Origin of the sequence: Microtetraspora niveoalba (genome assembly GCF_001570405.1) — a bacterium.
GTDB lineage: Bacteria > Actinomycetota > Actinomycetes > Streptosporangiales > Streptosporangiaceae > Microtetraspora > Microtetraspora niveoalba.
Map to the genome: position 1 here is coordinate 55,200 of NZ_BBYM01000015.1, position 17,029 is coordinate 72,228.

The window sequence follows — 17,029 nt, forward strand, 5'->3', positions numbered from 1 at the left end:
GGGCCGCCGCGACTCGCGGTCCGGCATCGGCGCCGTCCCCCCGAGCCCGCTCTCGGGACGGCGCGGGACGGCTGTGGGACAAAAGAGAAGCGGCCCGGGTGGGAAACCCCACCCGGGCCGCTCATGTGCGGCTCATCGAGCCTCAGTGAACTTCCTTGCGCTCCCCGGCGCCGACGGCGACGTGCTCCTCGCCGTGCCCCTCCTCAAGAGGGATCCGGTCGGTGCCGTACGCCCGGCTCATCTTGGCGCGGAGCCGGCCGATCAGCGAGCGGGCGCCCTTCGGCGGGATCCCCTCGCGGTCGGCGCCGCCCTCGATGATCGGGATCTCCTTCTTGCCGCGGAGGTGCGCCAGGATGTCGTCCGCGGGCGGCGTGTGGACCTCGATGTACTCGCCGTTCGGCATCCGCTTGATGACGCCCGACTCGACACCGTGGGACACGATCTCGGCGTCCTTGCGCTGCAGGCCGAGGCAGATCCGGTAGGTGACGAAGTAGGCGATCACCGGGCCGACGAAGATGGCCACCCGGCCGAACATCGTCGTCTCGTAGAGGCCGATGTGGAAGTTGGCCGAGATCTCGTCGTTGGCGCCCAGCAGCCACAGGATGCCGTAGAACGTGATCGCCGCGAAGCCGATGGAGGTGCGGTGCGGGTTGTTGCGCGGCCGGTCGGCGATGTGGTGCTCGCGCCGGTCGCCGGTCACCCACTGCTCCAGGAACGGGTACAGCGCGAGGCCCGTCATGATGATCCCCAGCGGCACCAGCGCCGGGATCAGCACGCTCAGCGGGATCGTGCCTCCGGACGTGCCGAAGAGGTTGATCTCCCACGGGACCATCAGACGCAGTGAGCCTTCGAGGAAGCCCATGTACCAGTCGGGCTGGGAGCCCGCCGAGATGTCCGCCGGCGTGTAAGGCCCGAACAACCAGATCGGGTTGATCTGCGCGAACGTGCCCAGCAGCGCCAGCACACCGAACGTGAACAGGAAGTACGCGCCCGCCTTGGCCATGAAGGCCGGGTAGAACGGCGCACCCACCACGTTCTTCTCGGTGCGGCCCTTGCCCGGCATCTGCGTGTGCTTCTGCACCCACATGAGGATCATGTGAGCGGTGATCAGCGCCAGCAGGATGCCCGGGATGAGCAGGATGTGCAGCGTGAAGAACCGGGAGATGATGTCCTCACCCGGGTACTCGCCGCCGAACAGGAAGAACTGGATGTACGTGCCGATCAGCGGGATCGACAGGATGACGCCCTGGGTGATCCGCAGACCGGCGCCCGAGAGCAGGTCGTCCGGCAGCGAGTAACCCGTCAGACCCTCGAACAGGGCCAGGGTCAGCAGGCCGATGCCGATCAGCCAGTTCAGCTCGCGCGGCTTGCGGTACGCCCCCGTGAAGAACACGCGGAGCATGTGCACCATCATGCCGGCGACGAACAGCAGGGCCGCCCAGTGGTGGATCTGCCGGATGAGCAGACCGCCGCGGACGTCGAACGAGATGTTCAGCGCCGAGGCGTACGCCTCCGACATCATGATGCCCTTGAGCGGCTCGTACGAGCCCTCGTACATCACGTGGCCCATGCTGGGCTTGAACCAGAACGTCAGGAACGTACCGGTCAGCAGCAGCACGACGAACGAGTAGAGCGCGATCTCGCCCAGCAGGAACGACCAGTGGTCGGGGAACATCTTCCGCAGGTTGCGCTTGAGGAAGCTTCCCGCGCCCAGGCGGTCGTCGAGGAAGGTCGAGACGCCGGCGATTGCCTTGGGAGGAGTGTCCATTACGCCTTCTCCGCCTTCTCCCTGGCTTCGTGCTCCGCGTCCCCGCGCTCCCAGAAGCTGGGACCGACGGGCACGTTGAAGTCGGCCTTGGCGACGAGGAAGCCCTCTTCGTCGATCCCGATCGGAAGCTGCGGGAGCGGCCGGGCCGCCGGGCCGAAGACGACCTTGGCGCCGTCGGAGGCGTCGAAGGTCGACTGGTGGCACGGGCAGAGGATGTGATGGGTCGTCTGCTCGTACAGCGCCGCGGGGCACCCCACGTGGGTGCAGATCTTCGAGTAGGCGACGATGCCGTCGTGCGTCCAGTTCAGGTTCGTGCCGGACTTGAGCTCCTCCGGACGGAACTTGAGCAGGATCAGCGTGGCCTTGGCCAGGGCGTTGAGATCGTGTTCGTAGCCCTCGGGGACCACCGAGAGGATGCCGCCGGGGGAGTTGAAGTCCGCGGCGCGGATCGGCTGGCCGGTGCCCTCGGTGATGAGGCGGCGCGGCTTGCCGTTCTTCGTGGCCTCGCCCCAGACCGTGTGCCGGAGCTTGTTGCCCGGCAGCGGGCCGAGGTCCTTCAGCAGGACGAGCGGAGCCAGGCCCAGCGGCGCCGCCGCCAGCAGCAGCGTGCGGCGGAGCAGCTTGTGCTTGACGAAGCCGCTCTCGTTCGCGCCCGCCAGGAACGTCTCCTTGACGTACTCGCGGGTGTCGGAGTCGGACACCATCGGGTGACGCTCCTGGATCATGCTGTACTTCGGCATGATCTTGCGCACCCAGGTCGTGATGCCGGCCGCCAGTGCGAGCAGCGCCAGCGTCAGCGTGCCGCCGAGCGCGAAGTTGGACGTCGACGTCTTCTCGATCGTCCCGACCTGGAAGATGACGTACGAGGCGATGAAGCCGATGCCCGCGAGGAAGGCGATCGCGAACAGAAGCGCGACCGCCTTCTCGGCCTTGCGGGCACTGACCGGGTCCTGGTACTGCACCCCCGGCAGGGCCTCGGGCTCGTGGGCCCGCTCGTCCTTCAGGATGGCCTCGGTGGGAGGCGGCGTGCCGATGACGCGCTTCGGCACGCGATCCTCGGGCTGGTCGATGGTGTTTTCTGTCATGAGTGCGCCTGTCGCTTCTTCGCGGTGATCCAGATGGCGGCGAGGACCAGCAGGCTGATGCCGACGATCCAGGCCACCAGGCCCTCGGTCACCGGACCGATCCTGCCGAGGCTGGCACCGCCCGGGTCCGCCTGGCCGCGGACGCTGGTGATGTAGGCGATCATGTCCCGCTTCTGCTCGGGAGTGATCACTGAGTCGTTGAAGACGGGCATCGCCTGCGGCCCGGTGGCCATCGCCTCGTAGATCTGCGTCGGCGACGACTCGTGCAGCGGCGGGGCGTACTTGCCGTAGGTCAGCGCGCCGCCGGCGCCGACGAAGTTGTGGCACTGGATGCAGTTCGCGCGGAACAGCTCGCCACCCTTCGCCGGGTCGCCCTTGGCCGGGTCGACCTGCTCGGCCGACGGCCGGGTCGGGCCGCCGCCCAGCGACTGGACGTACGCCGAGAGCTGGTCGATGGCCTCGGGGGTCACCCACTCGTCGAGGGGCTTGCGCGGAGCCTGGGCCCCCGGGTCGGACGCGGGCATGCGCCCGCTGCTCACCTGGAAGTCCACGGCAGCCGCGCCCACGCCCACGAGGGTGGGACCGGACTTGGTGCCCTCAGCGTTCAGCCCGTGACAGCTGGCGCAGTGGGCGACGAAGAGGTCCTTGCCCTTCGCCACGTCGTCGGCCTTCCCGGACGCGACCGCCGCGTCCGCGGTGCCGCCGTTCGGCGCGGCGAGCGCGTATCCCCCGCCGAGGAGGCCCAACGCGAGTGCCACAACGGCAAAACGCGCGAGGGGATGCCGCCGTCGCGCGGTGATGGATTTCACCGATCTCCCCGTTCCGATCATTTGATGATGTAGATGGTCGCGAAAAGGCCGATCCAGACCACGTCCACGAAGTGCCAGTAGTAGGACACGACGATCGCGCTGGTGGCCTGCTCATGCGTGAAGCGCTTCGCGGCGTACGTGCGTCCCAGGATGAACAGGAACGCGATCAGTCCACCCGTCACGTGCAGACCGTGGAAGCCTGTGGTCAGGTAGAACACCGAGCCGTAGGCGCTGGAGGCGAGGGTCACGCCCTCCTCCACCAGGACGCGGTACTCGTTCAGCTGGCCCGCGACGAAGATCGCGCCCAAGATGAAGCTGAAGATGTACCAGAACCTGAGCTTCTTGACCTGGCCCTTTTCCGCGGCCCATACACCGAACTGGCACGTCACGCTGGACAGGACCAGGATGATCGTGTTCGCCGTGGCGTACGGGATGTCGAGATGGGCGTCCGGCCAGGGTTTGCCCTGGCCGAGGCTGACCGACCGGATGGTGAAGTACATCGCGAACAGCGCCGCGAAGAACATGAGCTCAGAGGACAGCCACACGATGGTCCCGACCTGAACCAGGTTCGGCCGGCGGGACCCGTAGGGCGTCGTCGTCGTTGTAATTGCGGATGCTGTCGCCACGGGCAGCATTATTGCGGCTCCCCTGGTCGGGTCGCCGCACGGCCCCCCGTTAGAGGCGGTTTGCTGGGGTTTAGAACCGAAGAATCTTGGCAAGAACCCTGGGCTACGCGTTCGGCGGGGTCGCCGGTAGCATCACGATGACCATACCCAGCGATTCGACCCTGTGAGCGTGACATGAGGGTTCTCGTCTACAGCGACGACGCAGGCACCCGTGAGAAGGTGCGGCTTGCCATCGGACGGCGCCCCGCGGCGGACGTGCCCCTCGTCGAGATCGTCGAGTGCGCCACGCAGCCCGCGGTGCTCAAGTACCTCGACTCCGGAGACATCGACGTCGCCGTCCTCGACGGTGAGGCCGCCCCGGCCGGAGGCATGGGCGTGAGCCGGCAGGCCAAGGACGAGGTGCACAACTGCCCGCCGATCCTGCTCATCATCGCCCGCAAGGACGACCGCTGGCTCGCCAACTGGTCCCGCGCCGACGCTGTCGTCGCCCAGCCGCTCGACCCCATGGCCGTCGCCGAGGCCGTCGCCGACCTCATGCGCGGCCGGCTCAGCCTGACCGGATCGTCCCGCCCAGCCCAGCCCGTCTCGTAACGGAGCCTCTCCATATGGACTCGCGTACCACCTGGCCGTCCCTGCTGAACGCCTTGCTCGCCGGCGAGCACCTGAGCGCCGACGAGACCGCGTGGGCCATGGGCGAGATCATGTCCGGCGACGCCACGCCCGCCCAGATCGGCGCGTTCGCCGTCGCGCTGCGCGCCAAGGGCGAGACGGTCGCCGAGACGTCCGGGCTGGCCCGGACCATGCTCGACCGGGCGGTCCCGCTGTCCATCGAGGGGCCCGTCGTCGACATCGTCGGCACCGGAGGGGACCGGGCGCACACCGTCAACGTCTCCACCATGGCGGCGGTCGTCGTCGCCGCGGCCGGCGCCCGGGTGGTGAAGCACGGCAACCGCGCGGCGTCCTCCCTGTGCGGGGCGGCCGACGTCCTGGAGCACCTCGGCGTCGTCCTCGACCTGTCGCCGGCGGCCACCGCGCGGCTCGCGGACGAAGCCGGGATCGCCTTCTGCTTCGCGCCCGTCTACCACCCGGGGTACCGGTTCGCCGGGCCGCCGCGCAGGGAGATCGGCATCCCCACCGTCTTCAACTTCCTCGGCCCGCTCACCAACCCGGCGCGCCCGACCGCCCAGGCGATCGGCGTGTTCGACGCCCGCATGCTGCCCGTGGTCGCGGGCGTCTTCGCCGAGCGCGGCGTCTCGGCGCTGGTCTTCCGCGGCGAGGACGGGCTCGACGAGCTCTCCACCGCCGGTCCCTCGCGGATCTTCATCGTGCGCGACGGGGAGACCCACGACCTGATGTTCGACCCCGCGGACATCGGCGTGGCCCGCTCCCAGCCGGACGACCTGCGCGGCGGCGACGTCGTCTTCAACGCGGCCGCCGTCCACGACACGCTTGCGGGCAAGACCGGTCCGGTGCGTGACGCCGTCCTGCTGAACGCCGCCGCGGCCCTGGTCGCCTTCGACGGCCCCGGCGACGACCTGGTCGCCGACCTCGGCGCCGCCTACGTGCGGGCCGCCGAGGCGGTCGACTCCGGCCGGGCGACCGCCACGCTGGAGCGCTGGGTCGAGGTCAGCCGCTCCCTCGCCTCCTGAGCCGTACGTCCTCCTGAGTGAGCCGCGCCGCCTCCTGGGCGGCGCGGCTTGCCGTCTTTCCCGGCTTGTCGAGCGGTGTGGCGTGGGCGCCTTCGTGGCGCGGCCTCCAGACGCTCGCGGCTGCTGAGGGGCGCGGGGCCGGGATCCGTCGGAGGAGGGACTCCAGGTCCGCCTCCGAGATGACGCGTGCGGCCGGGCGGGAGCCCTACGTTTCCCGCATGACGCGCCTCCTCCTCGTCCGCCTCGCTCGCCTCGCCCGCGAACGCCTGCCCGCGCTCCCCGGCATCCGGCGCGGCCGTGCGTCCGCGCCCGGGGGGCGCCCGCGGTTCCCGCCCGCCGGGGATCGGCTCGACATCCTGCGCGTCGGGGAACGGCTCCGCATCGCGTCCGAGCTGCACGACGTCGTCGCCCACGACCTGAGCGTGATGACACTGGCCGTGGGCGCCGGGCGCGTGTTCATGGACAGGGATCCCGCGCGGGCGGTCCAGACGCTCCGTGCCGCGGAGGAGTCGGGCCGCCGGGCGCTGTCCGACCTGCAACGCGTGATGGCGCTGCTGCGCGTGGACGATGTCCCGCGCGTCCCGCAGCCCCGCCTCGCCGAGCTGCCCGCCCTGCTGGACGCGTTCACCGCCGCGGGACTGGAGGTCACCCTCACCGAGGAGGGCGTACGGCAGGCCGCCCCCGCGCTGGAGTTGTCGGCGTACCGGATCGTCGAGGAGGCCCTCGGCAACGCCGTACGTCCCGGCGCGGCGCGGACGGCGGCGGTCACGCTCCGCTGGACCCAGAGCGTGCTCGACCTGACCGTCCGGGACGACGGCGCGCCACGGGAGCGGCTGTGCAGCACTTGGGAGCGGGCGTCGCTGTTCGGCGGCTCCGTTTCGGCGCGCGCGCTGCCCGGCGGCTTCGAGGTGCGGGTCCGGCTGCTCGCCGGTCAGTCCGCCTCGGTCAGGCCGATCGAGAAGGCCGCGTCCAGGTCGTGGCGGGAGTAGGTGCGGAAGGCGATGTGGGTCTCGGTCTGCAGCACCCCGGGCACCTTGTTGATCCGGCCCGGCACGACCTCGGCGATCTCCTCGTACCGCCTGACGCGGATCATGGCGAGCAGGTCGTACTCACCGGTGATCGAGTAGACCTCGCTCACCCCGTCGAGCTCGGCGACCGTCTGCGCGACCTCGGGGATCCGGTCGACATCAGCCTTGATGTGCACGATCGCGGTGACCATTCGCGTTCTCCTGTTTTCCAGTCGGGGTTCGTCGTCGCGCCCGGCCCGCGCCCCATTGCGCGGGAGGCGGGATCGTGCTTCATCGTAGGGGCTTCCCCTCGCGCGGCTGGTGCCCGGGGAGTCCCTGGTAGGCGCGCTCCATCCGTGCCCTGAGCCGGCCCGCGCCGTACGCGGGGAGGCTCCACGTGCCGTCGACGCGGACCAGCCGCACGCCGGGCGACTCGAGCCAGCGCAGCACGCACTCGGTCTCCTCCGCGCTGGCGGCCGGGATCGGGCCGGGGCCGGGCGACACGGTCTCGGCCGTGGCGACCAGGGCGTCGACGTAGGGCACGGGGTGGGCGCCGCGCGGCATCACCCCGGCGGCGGCGAGCCGCCCGTGGCGCACCACGTGGATGTCCCAGCCCCCGTCGAACGCGGGGGCGGCCGCCACCATCTGCGGGATCGCGGTGAGCGAGCGCAGCCGCTGCATGCGCGCGGCGGTCCGGACGTAGGCGGCGAGCCGGTCGCGGTCGACCGCCGCCTCCTCGTAGCGCTGCTCCGCCGACAGGCGGCGCATCCGCGTCTCGATCGCGGACACGACCACCTCGGGGTCGCGCTCCATCGCGTGCCGGGCGCTCTCGACGTGCCGCGCGTAGTCGTCCTCGCTCTCGCGCCCCTCGCAGGGCGCGCCGCACCGGCCGAGCTCCGCCAGCGTGCAGGCGGCGCGGCGGACCCGTGGGGACAGCCGCTGCGTGCACTGCCGCAGCGGGAGCGCCTCGTGCAGGGCCGCCCGGGCGTCGTCGGCCACCCGGCTGCCGGAGAACGGCCCGAGATAGGTGCAGCCGTCGTCCCGCAGCTCGCGGACGACGCTGAGCCGGGGGAACGGCTCGTCGGTCAGCTTGAGCCAGACCACCCGCTCGGGGAAGCGGGACCGCTTGTTGTAGCGCGGCTTCGCCGCCCCGATCATGCGCAGCTCGCGGACCTCCGCCTCCAGCGCGGTCGCGCACACGATCGTGCGGACACTCTCGGCGATGCCGACCATCTCGCGGACGCGCGGCCGGGTCTCGCTCGCCGTGAAGTAGCTCCTGACCCGGTTGCGCAGGTTGGAGCTCTTGCCGATGTAGAGCGCCTCGCCCTTCGCGTCCTCGAAGACGTACACACCCGGGGCGCCGGGCACCGACTGCGCCAGATGCCGCTTGCGCTGCTGCTCGGGCGTGGGGGCGCGGACGAAGCCGCGCAGGTCCTCCAGGGTGTGCACGCCGAACGACCCGGCCCGGCCGATCAGGCCGTGCAGCACGTCCACCGTGGCCCTCGCGTCGGCGAGCGCCCGGTGGCAGGGCTCGGTGGAGCTGCGGAACAGCCGGGCGAGGGTGCCCAGCTTGCAGTTGGGCGTCTCGTCCCTGGTGAGCACCCGCCGGGCCAGGTCCGCGGTGTCGACCACGGGATTGGCCGGCGGCGGATAACCGCCGGCGGCGCACGCCGCCTTGATGAACGCCATGTCGAACGGCGCGTTGTGCGCGACCAGCGCGGCGCCGGTGATGAACTCCAGGAAGCCGGGCAGCACCTCGGGCATCTTGGGCGCGGCCACGACCATGGCGTCGGTGATGCCGGTCAGGACCGAGATGAACGGCGGGATCGGGCCGCCGGGATCGACCAGCGTGGCGAACTCGCCGACGACCTCGCCGCCGCGCACCTTGACCGCCCCGATCTCCGTGATGGCGTGCTCGGCCGCGGCCCCGCCCGTCGTCTCCAGGTCGAAGACCACGAACGTCACATCGCGCAGGGGAGTGCCCAGCTCGTCCAGAGTGCCCTGTACCGCTTCCACGCGCCCGACCTTAGAGACGGCCACCGACATTCCCCGCCGGTACGGCTACGCCGTGGCGGTCCACTCCCGCCGGAGCATCCCGTAGACGAGCTCGTCGCTCCACTCGCCCTTGAAGATCTCGTTCTCCACCAGATGGGCCTCGCGGCGCATGCCGAGACGCTCCATGACCCGGGAGGAGGCCGTGTTTCGGCTGTCGCAGCGCGCGTAGATCCGGTGCAGGCCGAGGTCCGCGAACCCGAGCCGCAGCAACTCCCCGGACGCCTCCGTGGCGTACCCCCGGCCGTGGTGGGCCGGGTGGAAGGCGAAGCCGATCTCGCCCTGCCGGTGTTCTCGGCTGCGCCAGAACAGGTAGAGGTCGCCGATCAGCGCTCCCGTCTCGCGCAGCTCCACGGCGATGCTGAGGGTGTCGTTCTCCTCGCTCAGTGCGGCCTGCCTCGTCTTCGCCTCCAGGGCCGTCCTGGTCTCGTCCCGCGTGCGCGCCTCCCAGTAGAGGTAGCGGGCCACGTCGGGACGCGAGTGGAAGGAGTGCAGCTCGTCGAGGTCGTCCATCGTGAAGGGGCGGAGCAGGAGTCGGGGGGTTTCGATGGGATAGGACGGGTTCAGCACCGGATCATCCTATTGCCGGACCGGCGGGCCCGCGCGCCTCCCGATCCAGCCGTGCCGCGACGCCGCGCAGGTCCTCGGCGACCAGGTGCAGCGTCACGCGCCAGCCGTACAGCTCCCGGTCGAACCGCTCGGCCGCCGGGCCGGTCCAGCGGGGGGACCGCCGCAGCGCCGCCACCGGATCGAGCAGGTCGTCGAACCAGGGCGCGGCCCTGCGCATCGCGTCGCTCTCGAACGTCACACGCCCAGCCTGGCAGAAGCGGGAACAGAGCGTGACCGATGGCCTACGATCCGCAAGGTGACCATGCTGTGGTTGGCCGACGCGCCGTCCCTGCGCGCGCTCGCCGCCCGCCTGGACGATGTGTCGGGCCACCTCGCCCCGCACGCCGGCGGAGTCCTGTCGCCCGTGTTCGGCCCCGGCCAGATGGCACGCCACCCGGAGCTGGCACAGCACGCCGACCGGCTGCGGGCGCTGCGGCGCTGGTGCGAGGAGGCGTCCGCCGACCTGCGGCGCAGGGCCGCGATCGCCGAGCAGGCCGAGGCGGTGGCCCTCGACCCCGTCGAGCCGCCCGCCGTACGGACCGGGCTGGTCGCCGCCGCGTCCGGCGCGGGCGACGCCGCCCTGTCCGAGCTCCGGCTCCTGGTCGAGGGACGGGAGGCGGGGCCCGGGCGCGACGAGGCGGTGGCCGCGTTCTTCGCCGCCCTCCCGCCGGACGCCGCGTTCGCGGTCGCCCTCGCAGGCGCCGCCCTGGTCGGCCCGCTCGGCGGCGCGCCGTACGAGCTGCGCTACGCGGCGAACCGGCTGCTCATCCGCCAGGCCCGCGCAGAGGCGGCCGCCCTGTGGCTCACCGACCGGGCCGCCCTGCTCGCCCGGCTGCTGGAGCCGCGCGCGGTGCCGTTCACCCGCGACGGGAAGGTCGTCGTGCGGCCGGCGCCCAGGCAGTTCCTGCTGTTCGACCCGAGAGGGAACGGCCGCGTCGCCGAGGTGTTCGGCGACCTCGCCTCCGCGACCTCCGTCGCCGTCACCGTGCCCGGCACCGGGAACAACCTCACGACCTACAGCGACGGCCCGGGCACGAACGCGCTCGCCCTGCACGACTTCGCCGAACGCTTCTCGGCGGGACGTACGGCGACGATCGCCTGGATGGGGTGCGACCTGCCGCAGACGCTCCCGCAGGCGGCGTGGACGTCGTACGCCGAGGCCGGCGGGCCGATGCTGCGCGACTTCGTGGCCGGCCTGCGTCTCCGGGACGACGTCCACACCACCCTCGTGGGCCATTCGTACGGCAGCACGGTGACCGGGCACGCCGTCACCGCCGGTCTGCGGCCCCGGAACCTCGTCGCCGTGGCGAGCCCGGGATGGGGGGTCTACTCGGCCGACGGCCTGCACGCCCCCGGCACCCGCCTGTACGCCCTGCGTCACCCCCACGACGTGATCGGCGTGGCCCCCGTGCTGTCGCTGATGTCCAAGACGGGGCTGCTCGGCCTGCTGGCCACGCCGTGGACGGGCCACGGGCAGGACCCCGTCCTCCTCGACGGCGTCACCCGGCTGGCCACCGGCACCGACCGCGATCTCGTACAACTCGGCTTCGACGTCGACGCCCACGGCGACTACTTCACGACCACGGGAAGAAGCCGTGTGGCCACCGAGAACATCGCACGCGTCATCGTCGGGGATCCGCCTTCGATCGGCTTAAGGAAAACGAGGAACAGGTGATGAAGCGTCCGTTGTTGGTTGCGCTTCTGACCATTGCGACAGGTGTCGGGGGGTGCGGAACGGTGAGTGATGAGAAGCACGATCCCACAATCGCCGAGGCGATCCTTCAGCTCACGCGCGCTGTGGACGAGACTCTGCGAACAAGTGATGTGCAAGGCGGCCGCAGGGGAGAAAGGCGCCCCTGGCCCTGTGATCTAGAGGGACATCATGCCGTTTCCTACAGTTACGACGTTGATTCGACGAACCCTGAGGCGGTGGTGAAAAGGGCCCTCGCCTACTGGACCGCACGGGGCGTTCGGGTGGTAGACGACAGTTCCGGTAGATCGATACACCCGAGCGTCACATTGGCGGGAGAACTGTTCGAACTCGGGATATACGCGTTTCCCGAAAGAGGTCAGGTGTGGATCGCGGGCAACACGGTTTGTCTGGCGGGGGAGGTTCCGGAGGGCTGGCGGGACGTCCGGTGAGGGGACGGACGGCCGTGTGAAGGGGGCGTGCGCGCCGCCCGGAGTGGGCCGTCCTGAGTCCGTATCGCAACCAAGCGGTTGGCTGAAGTCCGTTAACCTCGCAGTTCGGCATCGTACGGGCTGCCCGGCGATGCCGGGAGAGGGCGCCGAGGGGCGGCCGCGCGGGCGGCAGAGGGCCCGACCTGGCCAGGGGCGCGACAGCCGTACCCTTTAAAAAGGACAAGGATGAGGAGCAAGCGGATGAGTTCAGCCGGAGAGGGCCTGTCTCGTCCGCTGCCGGAGCAGGTGCGCTTACACGTGGTGGAGCTCGCGGCTCAGGTGCTGGGATCCATGCCGGCCGCCGCGATCCCGCCTCAGTTGCGCGGCATCGCCAAGTTCGACCCGCGCAAACGCGCCCGCCTCGGCGGCGCGCCGATCGCCGCCCTGCTGGAATCCGACAAGGAGTTCCGCGAGACGGTCGCGGAGACGCTGAGGACCGCCTGGCCCGACCTGGTCGCCGGTCTCGCCGAAGGTGTGGTCCCGGCGGCCGCCGAGCCGGTGCTCGTCGCGGCCGCTGCCTATCTCACCCGCCCCGCGGGCTGGCCCGATCTGGTCGAGCGGGCCCGCGAGGACCTGGAGCAGAGCTCGTCCGCCGAGGCGGGGCGGGACCAGGTGGAGTCGCGGCTCCGCGAGCAGCTCGCCGCTCAGCGTACGGCCGCCAAGGAGGAGGCCGAGCGTTTCCGCGAGCAGCTCAGGGTCGCCCGCGCGGAGAACGCCGATCTGCGGCGCAAGCTGCACGACGCGCGGGAGCGGGCCAAGGCGGCCGAGCTCCGGGCGGTCGAGCTGGAGGCCGAGACCGCCGAGGCCAGGGCCAGGGTGGCGAACGCCAGCGGCGCGGCCGAGACCGAGGTGCGCAGGCTCAAGGAGCGTCTCGCGGACGCGGAGCGCCACCTGGAGGCGAGCCGGCGGGCCGCCCGGGAGGGGCGCAGCGTGGAGGACGCCCGCATCCGGGTGCTCATGGACGCGTTGCAGGACGCCGCCGCCGGGCTGCGCAAGGAGCTGGCGCTGCCCACGATGATCAGCAAGCCGGCCGACTACGTGTCGGCGGTGGTCCCGGGCGCGCCGAGCGTGCGGGCGGTGCCCGCGAGGGCGCTCGCCGACGACGACCCCCAGCTCTTCGACCAGTTGCTGGCCATCCCGAACCTGCACGTCATCATCGACGGCTACAACGTCACCAAGACGGGCTATCCGACGCTCACGCTGGCGGACCAGCGGGCGCGGCTCCTCACCGGGCTGGGCGGCCTCGCCGTACAGGCTCGCGTGGAGGTGACCTGCGTCTTCGACGGGGCGGAGCTCAACGGGCCGGTCCAGGTCTCGGCCCCGCGCGGGGTCCGGGTGATGTTCAGCGCCCCCGGCCAGATCGCCGACGACCTCATCCGGCAACTGGTCAAGGCGGAGCCGATGGGCCGTGCCATCGCCGTCGTCTCCTCCGATCGCGAGGTGGCCGATTCCGTACGCCGGATGGGGGCCCGGCCGGTGCCGTCGCTGCTGTTGCTCCGCCGTCTCGGCCGCGCCTGATCACCCAGCGTTCCGCATTGATCGCCATAGGTGATGACCAGGTCGAATACCTGCGAATAGGTTGAATCGCCATGATCGCCTGAGTAAAGTCGCGCCCCAGATTTGTCTATATCGAAGGGGGCCTGAGTGCGAGGGCGTGTACCGGTGGCCGTCGGCTTGGCGGCGGTGGCGCTGCTGCTGCCCATGACTGGCGCGCAGGCCGACCCCAAGCCCACGGTCGCGCAGGCCAAGGCCAAGCTGAAGAAGCTGAACGAGCAGGCCGACAGGGTCGTGGACCAGTACAACGCGGCCAACGAGAAGTGGAAGAAGGCCAAGAAGCAGTACGCCGAGATCAACGCCAGCTACGCCGAGAAGGCGGAGCGGGTCGACGTGCTGCGTACGACCCTGGTGACGGTCGCCTCCAGCGCGTACCAGACCGGCGACGTGATCAGCATGGGCCTGTTCTACAGCGCGGATCCCGACTCGATGCTCAGCGGTCTCGCCGCGCTCGACCAGCTCTCCCAGGGGCGGGCCAAACGGCTTGAGGAGTACCAGGGCGCGATCGCCGATCTCAAGCGGCAGCGCGACCAGAAGAAGAGCGTCTTCGACGAGGCGGCCAAGGTCAAAAGCGACCTTCTCAAGGAGAAGAAGAAGGCCGACAAACTGGTCAAGGAGCAGACCGAGCTGCTGCGCCGCCTCGGGGCGTTCAACGCGGGTAATCCCAACAGCGCGGGCGTCGCCTATTCCGGCCCCGCCTCGGGCAACGCGCTCGCGGCGCTCCAGTTCGCCTACCGGCAGATCGGCAAGCCGTACCGTTACGGCGGGACCGGGCCGAGCGGATGGGACTGCTCGGGGCTCGTCCAGGCCGCCTGGTCGGCCGGCGGGGTGTCGCTGCCGCGTACGAGCTACGAGCAGTGGGCGTGGGGGGCGAGCCGCAGGGTCTCGCTCAGCGAGTTGCAGGCCGGCGATCTGCTCTGGCACGCCGGGTACGGGCACGTGGGCATCTACGCCGGGGACGGCAAGGTCGTCCACGCCCCCCAGACCGGTGACGTGGTGAAGGTCGTCACGCTCGCCGAGTACCACGCGATCGGGGCGGTGCGTCCCTGACCTCGCGTCCCTGATCTCCGTCGCCGGCGGCGACGGCTTCCCCGAACACGAGAGCGGGGCACCGGTCAGCCGGTGCCCCGCTCTCGTGTTCGCGGCCCCGGTTCTCGCTTCGCGCGGGGATCCGAGCCGCCGGCGGCCTGCCTGAGAGGCCGGCCGCGCACCCGCGCATCAGTCCCTGGCACCCTGCTCACCGGACTCGGCGCCCGCGATCGCGAGTCCGGCTCGCCATCGGAAGAATGGGCGCCCCTGCCGCCCGGAGCGAAATGTGATGACTTTCACATTTTCATCGCTTCGACAGACCTGGACGGCCGATCTTCTTCGGTAAAGAAATCACCAAAATCGATCTACCACTGCTGTGGCTTTTGTGGTTGATGTGGCTGATTTGTGGCGTGTTGTGGCAAATGTGAGCAGCGTCACAATTGGGTGTCGAATGTATCGGGTATGCAGGCACTTTCGCTTTGCCGGGCCGTTTATTCGATCTCTATTTCTTGGCCGGGCCTTTGCCGACTTGTGGCACGAATCGGTAACTTCTGCCCCGCGGTGAGCCGGTCGGCCACCGCCGCGGACACCGGCCCGGTGCCGGGTTCGCGCACCATCCGTCGCCGTCACGATTTCCGACCCCAGGGGCGGCGACCTGCCGAGTCCGTGCAGTCAGGAGGCACGGAGCCGGGGACCCATCGACCTTCACCGAAGGTCCGGGGTGAATCGGCGCGTTTCGCGCCGTAGGGCGACTTCCCCGCCCGAACCCGTCAGCTAACCCGGTAGGCGCAAGCGGAAGACCATAGGAGCGATCCTGTCCAGCACCCCTGCACGCCTGTCCCGCCTTGCCCGCTTCACGCTGGGCGGCGCCGCGATCACCGTCTCCATGGGAGCCGTCGCGGCCCCGCCGGCCTCGGCCGACCCCGCGACGGACGGCCTCACCGTGGAGAAGGTCACCACCACCGGCACGACGACCACGACGGAGGCCTCCGCGGAGGCCACCGCGACCGCCGCCATCGTCTCGAAGACCACCCTCCGGCAGGCCAAGGCGGCCCGCCAGAAGCGACTGGCCCGCAAGGCCATCGACGTGGCCAAGAAGCAGATCGGCGACCCCTACCGCTGGGGAGCGACCGGCCCCGGCGCCTTCGACTGCTCGGGCCTCGTCCAGTTCGCCTGGCGCAAGGCGGGCGTGGACATCCCGCGCACGACCTGGTCCCAGCTCAGCGGCGTCAAGAAGAAGGTCTCCTGGGACCACCTCAAGCCGGGTGATCTCATCTTCACCAGCGGCGGCGGCCACGTCGGCATGTACGTCGGCGGCGGCAAGATGATCCACTCACCGCACACCGGCGCCCGGGTCCGCATCGACAAGCTCGACGCGTACCGCAAGAACAGCTTCGTCGGCGCCGTACGTCCCGGCGCCTAGAGGCCCGCCGCCGCGGCCGGCGCTCAGCCGGACCTCCCGAGGTCCGGTGGGACGTTCCCCCCGCCCCGCACCGGCCCGGCGCCCCCCAGGGCGTTTCCCCCCGCCCGCATCGGCCGGGCTCAGGGCGTTCCCCCCGCCCGAGCCGGCCGGATCGCCCGGCGCGGGACCCCATCCCGGGCGCGCCCGGGACGCCCCCGGCCGGGGTGGGGTCCTCACCGGGCCCGTTTCGCGGCCCCGTCCCTCCTTCCCGAGGGGCGGGGCCGCGGCGCGTCCGGCCGCTCGTACGATTTCCGCATGCGTGCTGTGGCCCGCCTCTCGGCGGCCGTGCTGGTCGCGGCGCCGGTGTTGTCCGGCCTGGCCGCCGACGCGCCGCACGACCGGGCGCTCGCCACGGCGCGTGCCGTCATGCGGGAGCACCCCGGGATCTGGGCCGGGGCCTCCGTCTCCAGAGGCGAGCACGCCGTCGTCGTCACGGGACGGGCGGCCGCCGGCGTGGCGCCCCGATCGTCGATATCCGCGCCCGAGGCCCCTCACCCGGGCGGGACCGGGGCCGGGGCCGTCGCGGGGCTGGCCGCCACGGCCGACACCGCCCGCCGTACGGTCGCCCGGGTGTGGGGGCCGGTGGACGCGGTCGTCCTCGTCCCGGCGACCGACGAGCAGGCGGCGGCGCTCGCGTCGCCCGCCGGGGTGGAGGGCCTCGCCGCCCTGGCCGACGTCGATCACGTGATCGTCGTGCCGTCCGGGTTCGGCCGGCTCTCCCCGACAGGCCGCCGCGTCGTGCTCGCGCACGAGCTGACGCACGTCGCCGCCGGAGCCGCGCTCGCCGGCGACATGCCGGCCTGGCTGGTGGAGGGCTTCGCCGACTATGTCGGCCATCTCGGCAGCGGCCTGCCCGTACGGGCGATCGCGGCGGAGCTGGCCGCCGAGGTCCGCGCGGGAACGCCGCCCGCGGCGCTGCCGGGGCGCGAGGCGTTCCGTCCCGGCTCGCCGCGGCTTCCGCAGGCGTACGAGGAGGCCTGGCTGGCCTGCCGGTACATCGCCGGACGGTACGGCGAGCACGCCCTCGTGGCCCTCTATCGTGCGGCGCGCGACCACGACATCGCCACCGCGCTGGTAGAAACGTTAGGCACCGACCTGGCGGAGCTCACCGCGGCCTGGCGAGGGTACCTGCGGAGCGAACTCGCCTGACCGCGCCGCCCGCCGTCGGGACCGCCGGGGGACTGTGAAGGGGTGATGG

At 71.3% G+C, this 17,029-nt stretch carries 17 protein-coding genes and 1 riboswitch; of the genes, 9 read left to right on the plus strand and 8 right to left on the minus strand.

Annotation, left to right across the window (positions count from 1 at the left end):
* Positions 1–142: 142 nt before the first annotated feature.
* The 4 genes from qcrB to ctaE all read right to left on the minus strand — a co-directional run bounded on the left by qcrB (position 143) and on the right by ctaE (position 4,297).
* Complete coding sequence (gene qcrB, locus AWQ70_RS15215) at positions 143–1,768, minus strand: cytochrome bc1 complex cytochrome b subunit (protein WP_067176094.1); 1,626 nt, start codon at positions 1,766–1,768, stop codon at positions 143–145.
* Positions 1,768–2,853 carry a cytochrome bc1 complex Rieske iron-sulfur subunit gene (gene qcrA / locus AWQ70_RS15220; protein ID WP_067176097.1) on the minus strand — a complete coding sequence of 362 codons (1,086 nt, stop codon included), beginning with the start codon at positions 2,851–2,853 and terminating at the stop codon, positions 1,768–1,770. The genes qcrB and qcrA overlap by 1 nt, the downstream gene beginning before the upstream one ends.
* Positions 2,850–3,611, minus strand: coding sequence for a cytochrome bc1 complex diheme cytochrome c subunit (gene qcrC, locus AWQ70_RS15225; protein ID WP_444543118.1), 762 nt, complete (start codon positions 3,609–3,611; stop codon positions 2,850–2,852). The genes qcrA and qcrC overlap by 4 nt, the downstream gene beginning before the upstream one ends.
* 68 nt (positions 3,612–3,679) lie before the next feature.
* Positions 3,680–4,297 (minus strand): aa3-type cytochrome oxidase subunit III, encoded by a 618-nt coding sequence (gene ctaE / locus AWQ70_RS15230; protein WP_067176104.1) that lies wholly within the window; start codon positions 4,295–4,297, stop codon positions 3,680–3,682.
* A 165-nt stretch (positions 4,298–4,462) separates the two neighbouring features.
* Here ctaE and AWQ70_RS15235 point away from each other — a divergent pair, with 165 nt between their 5' ends.
* The 3 genes from AWQ70_RS15235 to AWQ70_RS15245 all read left to right on the plus strand — a co-directional run bounded on the left by AWQ70_RS15235 (position 4,463) and on the right by AWQ70_RS15245 (position 6,926).
* Positions 4,463–4,879: a hypothetical protein gene (locus AWQ70_RS15235; RefSeq protein ID WP_067176107.1), complete on the plus strand. Its 417-nt coding sequence runs from the start codon at positions 4,463–4,465 to the stop codon at positions 4,877–4,879.
* A gap of 14 nt (positions 4,880–4,893) precedes the next feature.
* Positions 4,894–5,937 (plus strand): anthranilate phosphoribosyltransferase, encoded by a 1,044-nt coding sequence (trpD, locus tag AWQ70_RS15240; protein ID WP_067176110.1) that lies wholly within the window; start codon positions 4,894–4,896, stop codon positions 5,935–5,937.
* Positions 5,938–6,155: 218 nt separating this feature from the next.
* Positions 6,156–6,926: a sensor histidine kinase gene (locus AWQ70_RS15245; RefSeq protein ID WP_067176113.1), complete on the plus strand. Its 771-nt coding sequence runs from the start codon at positions 6,156–6,158 to the stop codon at positions 6,924–6,926.
* On the opposite strand, the gene AWQ70_RS15250 is transcribed toward AWQ70_RS15245, so the two are convergent.
* From AWQ70_RS15250 to AWQ70_RS15265, 4 genes are all read right to left on the minus strand, one after another.
* On the minus strand, positions 6,869–7,156 hold the full coding sequence (locus tag AWQ70_RS15250; protein WP_067176116.1) for an Lrp/AsnC family transcriptional regulator: 288 nt from the start codon (positions 7,154–7,156) through the stop codon (positions 6,869–6,871). The two genes, AWQ70_RS15245 and AWQ70_RS15250, sit on opposite strands and share 58 nt — an antisense overlap.
* A 79-nt stretch (positions 7,157–7,235) precedes the next feature.
* Complete coding sequence (locus AWQ70_RS15255; RefSeq protein ID WP_067176119.1) at positions 7,236–8,990, minus strand: DEDD exonuclease domain-containing protein; 1,755 nt, start codon at positions 8,988–8,990, stop codon at positions 7,236–7,238.
* A gap of 15 nt (positions 8,991–9,005) precedes the next feature.
* Entirely contained in the window at positions 9,006–9,566 is a 561-nt protein-coding gene (locus AWQ70_RS15260; protein ID WP_067176122.1) for a GNAT family N-acetyltransferase, read from the minus strand.
* 4 nt (positions 9,567–9,570) lie between these two features.
* On the minus strand, positions 9,571–9,804 hold the full coding sequence (locus AWQ70_RS15265) for a hypothetical protein (RefSeq protein WP_067176126.1): 234 nt from the start codon (positions 9,802–9,804) through the stop codon (positions 9,571–9,573).
* Between the two features lie 63 nt (positions 9,805–9,867).
* Here AWQ70_RS15265 and AWQ70_RS15270 point away from each other — a divergent pair, with 63 nt between their 5' ends.
* The 6 genes from AWQ70_RS15270 (at position 9,868) to AWQ70_RS15290 (ending at position 16,980) form a co-directional block, all read left to right on the plus strand.
* The gene (locus AWQ70_RS15270; RefSeq protein ID WP_245646982.1) at positions 9,868–11,280 is read left to right on the plus strand and encodes an alpha/beta hydrolase; all 1,413 of its coding nucleotides are present in this window, start codon (positions 9,868–9,870) and stop codon (positions 11,278–11,280) included.
* The gene (locus tag AWQ70_RS38875) at positions 11,280–11,747 is read left to right on the plus strand and encodes a hypothetical protein (protein ID WP_157530087.1); all 468 of its coding nucleotides are present in this window, start codon (positions 11,280–11,282) and stop codon (positions 11,745–11,747) included. The genes AWQ70_RS15270 and AWQ70_RS38875 overlap by 1 nt, the downstream gene beginning before the upstream one ends.
* Before the next feature lie 240 nt (positions 11,748–11,987).
* Entirely contained in the window at positions 11,988–13,304 is a 1,317-nt protein-coding gene (locus AWQ70_RS15275) for an NYN domain-containing protein (RefSeq protein WP_067176133.1), read from the plus strand.
* A gap of 126 nt (positions 13,305–13,430) precedes the next feature.
* Complete coding sequence (locus AWQ70_RS15280; RefSeq protein ID WP_084517111.1) at positions 13,431–14,390, plus strand: C40 family peptidase; 960 nt, start codon at positions 13,431–13,433, stop codon at positions 14,388–14,390.
* Positions 14,391–15,015: 625 nt separating this feature from the next.
* Positions 15,016–15,173, plus strand: a riboswitch (cyclic di-AMP (ydaO/yuaA leader).
* An 82-nt stretch (positions 15,174–15,255) separates the two neighbouring features.
* Positions 15,256–15,792, plus strand: coding sequence for a C40 family peptidase (locus tag AWQ70_RS15285; protein ID WP_084517113.1), 537 nt, complete (start codon positions 15,256–15,258; stop codon positions 15,790–15,792).
* 294 nt (positions 15,793–16,086) lie between these two features.
* Entirely contained in the window at positions 16,087–16,980 is an 894-nt protein-coding gene (locus AWQ70_RS15290) for a gluzincin family metallopeptidase (RefSeq protein ID WP_157530088.1), read from the plus strand.
* Positions 16,981–17,029: the final 49 nt, after the last annotated feature.

Excerpts from the sequence above, each read along its gene's own strand:
- qcrB (WP_067176094.1), bottom strand. The coding sequence starts at position 1,768 with ATGGACACTCCTCCCAAGGCAATCGCCGGCGTCTCGACCTTCCTCGAC.
- qcrA (WP_067176097.1), bottom strand. The coding sequence starts at position 2,853 with ATGACAGAAAACACCATCGACCAGCCCGAGGATCGCGTGCCGAAGCGC.
- ctaE (WP_067176104.1), bottom strand. The coding sequence starts at position 4,297 with ATGCTGCCCGTGGCGACAGCATCCGCAATTACAACGACGACGACGCCC.
- AWQ70_RS15235 (WP_067176107.1), top strand. The coding sequence starts at position 4,463 with ATGAGGGTTCTCGTCTACAGCGACGACGCAGGCACCCGTGAGAAGGTG.
- trpD (WP_067176110.1), top strand. The coding sequence starts at position 4,894 with ATGGACTCGCGTACCACCTGGCCGTCCCTGCTGAACGCCTTGCTCGCC.
- AWQ70_RS15245 (WP_067176113.1), top strand. The coding sequence starts at position 6,156 with ATGACGCGCCTCCTCCTCGTCCGCCTCGCTCGCCTCGCCCGCGAACGC.
- AWQ70_RS15250 (WP_067176116.1), bottom strand. The coding sequence starts at position 7,156 with ATGGTCACCGCGATCGTGCACATCAAGGCTGATGTCGACCGGATCCCC.
- AWQ70_RS15255 (WP_067176119.1), bottom strand. The coding sequence starts at position 8,990 with ATGTCGGTGGCCGTCTCTAAGGTCGGGCGCGTGGAAGCGGTACAGGGC.
- AWQ70_RS15270 (WP_245646982.1), top strand. The coding sequence starts at position 9,868 with ATGCTGTGGTTGGCCGACGCGCCGTCCCTGCGCGCGCTCGCCGCCCGC.
- AWQ70_RS38875 (WP_157530087.1), top strand. The coding sequence starts at position 11,280 with ATGAAGCGTCCGTTGTTGGTTGCGCTTCTGACCATTGCGACAGGTGTC.
- AWQ70_RS15275 (WP_067176133.1), top strand. The coding sequence starts at position 11,988 with ATGAGTTCAGCCGGAGAGGGCCTGTCTCGTCCGCTGCCGGAGCAGGTG.
- AWQ70_RS15285 (WP_084517113.1), top strand. The coding sequence starts at position 15,256 with ATGGGAGCCGTCGCGGCCCCGCCGGCCTCGGCCGACCCCGCGACGGAC.
- AWQ70_RS15290 (WP_157530088.1), top strand. The coding sequence starts at position 16,087 with ATGCGTGCTGTGGCCCGCCTCTCGGCGGCCGTGCTGGTCGCGGCGCCG.